Below are 7,400 nucleotides of genomic sequence, written 5' to 3' on the forward strand. Positions count from 1 at the left end.
TCCATCGTCTCCTCAAGGAGTTGGCGTGGCGTGAATGAAGGTCACGTCGGTGTAGCCGAGCATGGCCAGCAGTTGGCGAATGTAAATCTCGGAATTCTTTTGCGCCTGCTGGAGAACGCCGGCTTCCAGGGCGGCGGCTTCAATTTCGTCCTGAGCCTCACGGCGGGCCTCGGTTTCCAGGTCCACGTCGCCTTTCGTCAGCAGGCCGGTCTGCCGATCCACCACGTACGATTTGTCATTGTCAATGCTGGTCACAAAAATTTCAGACGCGGGCAGGGTGACAAAAGCTTTGCCATCGGGCAAAACGACGACATCGCTGGCGACCATCTTGCTCAAATCCACCCCGGCGATCACGTCGCCGTGCGCCACCAAAATGACTCGGTCGCCAAACAATGCGCCGAGCGCGCCCTGCCCCTGCTCTTTGATAATGACCTTTTCGATGGTGAATTGGGCCGTCTCCAGCCGGGCCAGAGCCTTGATGGAAATGACGACGGCTTCGCCGTTTGGAAGCGGGGTGGGCGTGGGCGGCAGAAGGGCGGCAACTGAGGTTGCCACGGTGCCGCCGGGGTTCGTTACGGGCCGGGTCGCTTCGCGTACCGCCGAGATAATGCCGTAGCCGGTGATTCCGGCGATAACCAACAGGCCGAGAACAAGGAGAAGGTTGAGCGCTTTGGACATGCGTCGTATTTTACCCTAACCGCCCATTTTCCAAGCCTCCCACTCTCTGCTAGAATCGTCGCCAATGATTATCGGCGCTTGCACCGTCCGCCTGCATCTTCCCGGCAACCAGTCGCTCAAAGGCAAACGCGGGCGACTCAAGCCCCTCCTGGCCCGCCTGCCCAAAGAATTCAACCTGGCCGCCGCCGAAATTGATCTGCAAGACGTGTGGCAATCCGCCGAGATCGGCCTGGTCACTGTCTCCAACGACGCCGGGCTGGCCCAAAGCCTGCTGGAAAAATCGGTGCGCTGGATCGAAGCCAACAGCCCGGATGTGGAAGTGGTGGATTACAAGATTGAGCTAAGGTGAATACTCAATATCAAATACCCAATACTCAATATCTGAATGAGGGCTGAATAGCTATCTTGGGTATTGAGTATTCAGCATTTTGTATTCTCAAGGAGTCCCGATGCGTTTCCTTCAACGACTGCGTACCACTCTCTTCAGCCGCACCACAGTTCTGGCCGTCTCCACCACCCTGGCCATCACCATTGCCACCCTCTTCGGGCTTTTTGAGTTCATCGAGCTGAAGGCTGTTGACGCCGTCTTCGGCCTGCGCGGGCCGGTTGCTCCGGTGGCCCCCATCGTCATCGTCGCCGTTGACGACGAGTCCATCCGCGAAACGCAGTTGCAGTGGCCCTGGCCCCGAAGCTATATGGCGCAACTCGTTTCTAAAATTTCAGAGGGCAAGCCCAAATCCATCACCGTGGACGTTTTCTGGTACGAGCCGGGGCCAGACCTGTGTTGCACCGAGCCTTTGATCCAGATCATTCGCGCCGCGCCCGACGTGGGCGCGGCGCAACAAGCCATCAAAAGTGTGAGCGGCGATGCGGCGTTGGCCAAAGCCATTGCCGAGGCTGGAAACGTCATCCTCGCTAACGACATCAACCGCGTCGAACAGTCGGGCTTTGTGCTGGACGAATACCGCCGCCCCCTGCCCGAGTTTGAAGAGGCGGCGATGTTTCTGGGGCTGGCGAATCTCAAACGGGACACTGCTGACGGTTTCATCCGCCAGATGCCGATCTATCTGATCAACCCTAATGACGAGCAGGCCTACTTCGCCTGGTCAACACTCACTGCCCTCAACTATTTGGGCGCGCCGCTTCCAACGTCCATTAAATCTAACAGTGTGCAACTGGGCAACGTAACTGTGCCGCTCGATGGGCGCTTCTATATGAACGTCAACTTTCGCGGCGGGCCGGGCGAGGCCTTTGAACAAGTCCCGGCTTATCAAGTCGTCAACAGCGATATTGACCCGCCGTTCTTCAAGGACAAGATCGTGTTGATTGGCGCGACTAGCGTCTCACTGCAAGATGTTTACCCCGTTCCGTTCAAAGGAAGCTCCAAGCCCATGCCGGGCGTGGAAGTGAACGCCAACGTCATTGACACCATCCTCAGCGGCCAGTTTATCAACCGCTGGCCGGTCTGGCTGGGGGCGCTGGCTGTGCTGGTGCTGGGCATTGTGGCTTACCTCTTCAGCATCTCCAGCCGCCCGCTGATCGGTATCGTGCTGACGATTGGCGCCCTGATCGCCTACCTTGTCTTCTGGTACGTCGCCTTTGCTCAACTTCGCACTGAGGTTTACGTGGTTGCGCCGCTCGTCGGGTTGACGCTTGGCTTTGCCGTGCCTTCGGTCGAGCGGGCGACGACCGAAGCGTTGGCCAGGCGGCGCGTGCGCGGAATGTTCGAGCGCTTCGTCTCGCCCGAAATGGTGGAGCAAATGGTGGAGACTGGGCTGGAGGCCAGCCGCGGCCAGCGCACCGAACTAACCGTCCTCTTCTCCGACATTCGCGGCTTCACCACCATGTCGGAAAAGATGACGCCGAACGAAGTGGTGGACATGCTCAACGAATATCTGGGCGTGATGACCGACGTGATTCTCAAACACGGCGGCACGATTGACAAGTACGAAGGCGATCTGATCATGGCCTTCTTCAACGCCCCCATCGCTCAACCGGATCATCCGAAGCGGGCTGTGGAAGCCGCCATTGACATGCGAATCACCCTCGACCAGCTCAAGGCCAAATGGGCTAAAGAGGGAACCCGCCCCACCAACTTTGAGATGGGCATCGGCCTCAACACCGGCGACGCCTTCGTGGGCCTGATCGGCTCCGAGAAGCGCATCAACTACACCTGCATCGGCGACAGCGTCAACCTGGCCTCGCGGGTGCAAGACCTGACCAAAGACCTGCGCTGGCCCCTGCTCATCACCGAGTTCACTTACGAGCGCATCAAGGACGAGTTCGACGCCGAGTTTGGAGAAGCGCGGATGGTGAAGGGCAAGACGGTGCCGGTGAGCATGTACAAAGTCATTGGCCGCAAAGGCGCGCCCGACTCGGAGAAGGTGCGGGCGTTGTTTGCGTGAAGGGATTTCACCGCGACGGCGCGAAGGACGCGAAGAGTTTTCAAATGAAGAATCTGGCGGCTCGTTTTATATGGCTGATGTTACTCATCGTCACCGCCTGCGCCGGTCGGGCCGCCACGCCGCCCTCACCTGCCTCAACCACCCAACCACCTAGCCAGCCAAATACCCTTTCACCTTCCTTAACCCCCTCACCCGCTTCCCGCACCGCCACCCTCGCCGAAATTATCAACCAAGTCAAATCAAGGTTGTCTTCAGAGTCGGCCTGGGGAGAAGCAACCGTCGGCCAAACCTTGCCAGTGGGCGGCGAAGTGAAAACCGGATCGGACGGCGAGTCGCGAATCGATCTCAGCCCCGACACTATCGTCCGCATCGGGCCGGACACACATTTCACTGTGGCCGAACTATCGGGAGATGATCAGCAACCGGACACTTTACTCAATCTGATTTCCGGCGAAGTGTGGGTGGTGCTCAACTCGGCGCTCAACGGCGGCTCGTTTGAGGTCGAAACCCCCATTGGCTCGGCCTCGGTGCGCGGCTCGTACTTGAGCGTGGACTACGATGCAACTTCGGACAGCCTCATCGTCTCGTGCCTTGAAGGCCAGTGTCACCTGCGAAACGACTTTGGCATCGTTGACCTGCTGGCCGAGCAGGAGACGTTCATCGCCCGCCGAGGCCTAGCCCCGGAACCGCCCCGACCGATGGACCCGGAGCGCCTCGAACGCTGGCGGCAATTTGTCCGCGAGGCGGCTCAACTGATCGATCCGGCCAGCACCCGGCTTGCGTCTACCTGGGTCGCGCCGGACTTTATCGCCACGCGGCAAGCCATTCAAACGCTCGTGCCGCGCCCGCCGAGGTCAGGCTTCTTTGAGACGCTAATCGCCCAACGCACGCCGCTCGCACCCGGCATCCTGCTCACCCGCCGCCCATGAGCAAATTGCCTCGCCCGCTTCAATACACTGTTTACGCTTTGCTCTTCCTGCTCTGGCTGGGCGTTATGCTCACCCCGTGCTTTGCCATCACCCTGGCCGTCAAAGGCGAGCTTGAATGGAAGCGCGGCGAGGGCAACCTGGATCGCGTTTGGCTGATTCAAGAGAAGAACCAGCGCGGGCTGGGCTATTACTCGGAGCGGGTGGCGAGCGACGAGCGGGCGAGCGGCGGCCCGGTGTGCGTCCGCTCGAATGCCGTCTTCCTTTTGTGGGAAGGGGCCACCGACGACCTGAACGCCGAGTTTTGCGCCTGCTATGCGACGGATGGGACGGCGCTGGGGGCGTGTCCGTGATAACATTCAAGACATGACTGTTTATCGCCAGGAAGTTTTCAACGTCTTACTCGCCCAACTCCTGCAAGAAAAAGGGAGCATTGTTGCGCCTGAGAGTATTTTGCGCACCGGCAGTCATCAAAGCCGCCGCATGCCGGATGTTCTGGTGGAGTACAACGGCTTGCGACTCATGATCGAGGGCGAAGTGGCCGATCAAGCTGATGCCAAAGAAAAAGCTTCGGCCTCGGCATTCAAGCGTGTGGAAGAAGGCATCGCCCACATTGGCGTTGCCGTTGTCTATCCTGAAACCTTGCGCCGCGCGGAATTCAGCCAACTTAAAGAAGCGCTGGCAAGCAGTCAATTACAGATTAATGTGATTACTGAAGCGAGCAAAACAGGATTCTTTGAAGGCGATGTCGAACGGCTCAAAGACGCGCTGACAGGCGCGTTTGACGAATTAGTCCGCGAAGACATTGTCGCCAAAGCTGTCGCCCTGATTGACATTGCCGTAGACACATTTGCGTTGGCGATTTGCAACTATCGCGGCCCGCGCGAACGGTTGGCCGAAATGCTGGGTATTCGCCCGCTCGAAAATCGGGGAGCGGAAGAGACCGAAGCGCAAGCCCAGCCCGGCTTTTCTTTCGCCCAGGTGAGCGCCGCCGCCCGTATCAGCGGCCTTATCCTGCTCAACGCCATCATCTCTCAGCAGATATTGACCAACCATCACCTCAAAATTGCCACCCTGGACAAGCTGGATCCGAAAACCAGCCCGGTCAGATTTTTCCTGGAGCAGTGGCGGTTCATCATTGCCAAAATTGATTACTACCCCATCTTTTATCTGGCCATCGAAACCATTACCAGCATCGGCAACATGCCCTCCATTTATGAAGGCCTGTACCGCCTTGTGCAAGCCGCTCAAGATGTGATCCAGCTTCGCGTGGCCCTCAAACACGACCTGATGGGCCGCATCTATCATCGCCTGCTCTCCGAAGCCAAGTACCTGGGCACGTACTACACCAGCATCCCCGCCGCCACTCTCCTGCTCAAACTGGCCCTGCGCCCCTCAGCCGGGCAAACCAACTGGCGCGATCTCAAACAGGTGCGCCAACTCCGAATCGCCGACCCTGCCTGCGGAACCGGCACGTTACTGATGGCCGCGGCTGACGCCGTCACCGATAACCACTTCCGGGCCAGCGCCGCCGAAGGCCACCCGGCCGGAAGCACAAACATCCACAAGGCGCTGGCGGAAGATATTTTGCATGGCTACGATGTTCTGCCCTCGGCCATTCACCTCACGGCCTCTACTCTGGCCCTCAAAGCGCCCGATGTGCCGTTCGACAAGATGAACCTGTTCAGCCTGCCGCTTGGCGGCCCTCATCACCGCCTGGGCAGTCTGGAATTTTTAGCAGGCCGCCAACCGTCCATCCAAATGGATTTGTTTGGCTCGATGCCCGGCGCGCAACAGGCCACCGGTGACGGCGATGAGCAACTGTTCAGCGCCCCCCTGCCCGACCTTGACTTATGCGTGATGAACCCGCCCTTCACCCGAAGTGTGGGCGGCAACTTGCTTTTCGGCTCGGTGCCGGATGCCGAACGCGAGCCGATGCAGAAGAAATTGCAGAAGCTGATTCAGGAGCAAAAGGCGCAAGCCAGCGTCACCGCCGGCCTCGGCTCGGTCTTCATCGCCATTGCCGACCGCTACGTCAAACCCGGCGGGCGCATCGCCCTCATCCTGCCCAAAGCTTTGCTCTCCGGCGTGTCGTGGGGGCCAAGCCGCGCCCTTATTAACAAAGGCTATCAGATCGAATACCTCATCGCCAGCCAGGACCCGGAGCGCTGGAACTTTTCGGAAAGCACCGACTTGAGCGAAGTGATGATGATCATGCAAAAGTTCGACCCGGCTGATCCAGCGCCATTGCAATCAGCCGTCGCTATCAATCTATGGCGCAACCCAAACACGGCGTTTGAAGCGCTTTCAGTAGCCAGCGAAGTCCTGCGAAACGGCGTGCCTGATCTGTTCGAGGGTCACGGCGGATTTGAGATCATGCTTGGCGAGCGTAAGCTGGGCGAAGCCATTGCCATTTCACAAGAAGAATTGAAAGCCCAGCCCTCGTGGCTCCTGCCTTGCGCCTTTGCTCAAGCTGATCTAACTCGCGCCGCCTATCACCTGGGACACCACAGCCTGCGCCTGCCCGGCCAGCGCAAAGGCAAGCGCCTGCCGCTCTGCCCGCTGGGCGACCTCGGTACGCTCGGCCCGGACAGGCGAGACATTCACGACGGATTCAAACTCAGCCACAATAACGCTGTTACTGCTTATCCAACTGTTTGGGGCCATGATACCGATAACATCTTTACGATGGAGCAAAAGCCCAACAGCTACCTCTCACCTCTGCCAAAAGCAAAAGCTGGGCGCAATCTTCGGCGCGTTGAAGACTTATGGCCGTTGGCTGGCAGATTGCTTATTGCAGAACGGTTCTGGCTCAAGAAACAAAATCTTGTAGCCATCCGCTCATCCGAGCCTGTGCTTTCAAATGTTTGGTGGACATTCTCACTGAGCAGAAAGACTGCCGCGCAGAGAGCCGAAAAAGCTCTGACGCTGTGGCTGAATTCAACCCTCGGCTTGATAACCATACTCGCAAACCGAGAAGAAACGCGGGGCGCATGGTCGGGAATCAAAAAGCCGTCCCTCGCCGCCATGCCCGTGCTCAACCTCAACGAACTTTCTGCCGAGCAACTCAAGGCGCTCACGGCGGCTTACGACAAACTGGCCGACCAGACTCTCAAGCCCCTGCCGGAAATGGCCGACGACCCGGCCCGGGCCGAAATTGACAAGGCCATCGCCAAAGCCCTTAACCTGCCCGATTTCTCGATCCTGCGCACCCTGCTGGCAAAAGAGCCGGTGGTGTGCTTGAAGCCGCTGGAGTGCCCGTCAAAGTTTTGGGAGCAGAAGAGAGAGGAGTAAGATAGGGGCACGTTGCGCGTCCGACAGCCCATACCCCTTTTGGAGGCTCCATGAAACGAACCGACTTCGACCGTGCCTGGCGGGAACTGAGTGAAGA

General features: G+C 58.7%; 6 protein-coding genes. 5 read left to right on the forward strand and 1 reads right to left on the reverse strand.

Features of this window, described 5'->3' with window-relative positions; genetic code table 11:
- Positions 1–12: 12 nt before the first annotated feature.
- Entirely contained in the window at positions 13–678 is a 666-nt protein-coding gene (locus HYZ49_07325) for a DUF4230 domain-containing protein (protein MBI3242086.1), read from the reverse strand.
- A gap of 64 nt (positions 679–742) precedes the next feature.
- Between HYZ49_07325 and HYZ49_07330 the strand changes: the two genes are divergently transcribed.
- From HYZ49_07330 to HYZ49_07350, 5 genes are all read left to right on the forward strand, one after another.
- Complete coding sequence (locus tag HYZ49_07330; GenBank protein ID MBI3242087.1) at positions 743–1,027, forward strand: DUF503 domain-containing protein; 285 nt, start codon at positions 743–745, stop codon at positions 1,025–1,027.
- A 100-nt stretch (positions 1,028–1,127) separates the two neighbouring features.
- Positions 1,128–3,083, forward strand: coding sequence for an adenylate/guanylate cyclase domain-containing protein (locus HYZ49_07335; protein ID MBI3242088.1), 1,956 nt, complete (start codon positions 1,128–1,130; stop codon positions 3,081–3,083).
- Positions 3,080–4,012, forward strand: a complete 933-nt coding sequence (locus tag HYZ49_07340) for a FecR domain-containing protein (protein MBI3242089.1) — start codon at positions 3,080–3,082, stop codon at positions 4,010–4,012. The genes HYZ49_07335 and HYZ49_07340 overlap by 4 nt, the downstream gene beginning before the upstream one ends.
- Positions 4,009–4,362 (forward strand): hypothetical protein, encoded by a 354-nt coding sequence (locus HYZ49_07345; GenBank protein ID MBI3242090.1) that lies wholly within the window; start codon positions 4,009–4,011, stop codon positions 4,360–4,362. Before HYZ49_07340 ends, HYZ49_07345 begins: the two co-directional genes overlap by 4 nt.
- 13 nt (positions 4,363–4,375) lie before the next feature.
- The gene (locus tag HYZ49_07350) at positions 4,376–7,303 is read left to right on the forward strand and encodes an N-6 DNA methylase (GenBank protein MBI3242091.1); all 2,928 of its coding nucleotides are present in this window, start codon (positions 4,376–4,378) and stop codon (positions 7,301–7,303) included.
- The last annotated feature ends 97 nt before the right edge of the window (positions 7,304–7,400 follow it).

It is taken from the genome of Chloroflexota bacterium, from assembly GCA_016197225.1.
Lineage (GTDB): Bacteria > Chloroflexota > Anaerolineae > Anaerolineales > VGOW01 > VGOW01.

Coding starts and splice junctions, on each gene's coding strand:
- HYZ49_07325 (MBI3242086.1), bottom strand. CDS start 678: ATGTCCAAAGCGCTCAACCTTCTCCTTGTTCTCGGCCTGTTGGTTATC.
- HYZ49_07330 (MBI3242087.1), top strand. CDS start 743: ATGATTATCGGCGCTTGCACCGTCCGCCTGCATCTTCCCGGCAACCAG.
- HYZ49_07335 (MBI3242088.1), top strand. CDS start 1,128: ATGCGTTTCCTTCAACGACTGCGTACCACTCTCTTCAGCCGCACCACA.
- HYZ49_07345 (MBI3242090.1), top strand. CDS start 4,009: ATGAGCAAATTGCCTCGCCCGCTTCAATACACTGTTTACGCTTTGCTC.
- HYZ49_07350 (MBI3242091.1), top strand. CDS start 4,376: ATGACTGTTTATCGCCAGGAAGTTTTCAACGTCTTACTCGCCCAACTC.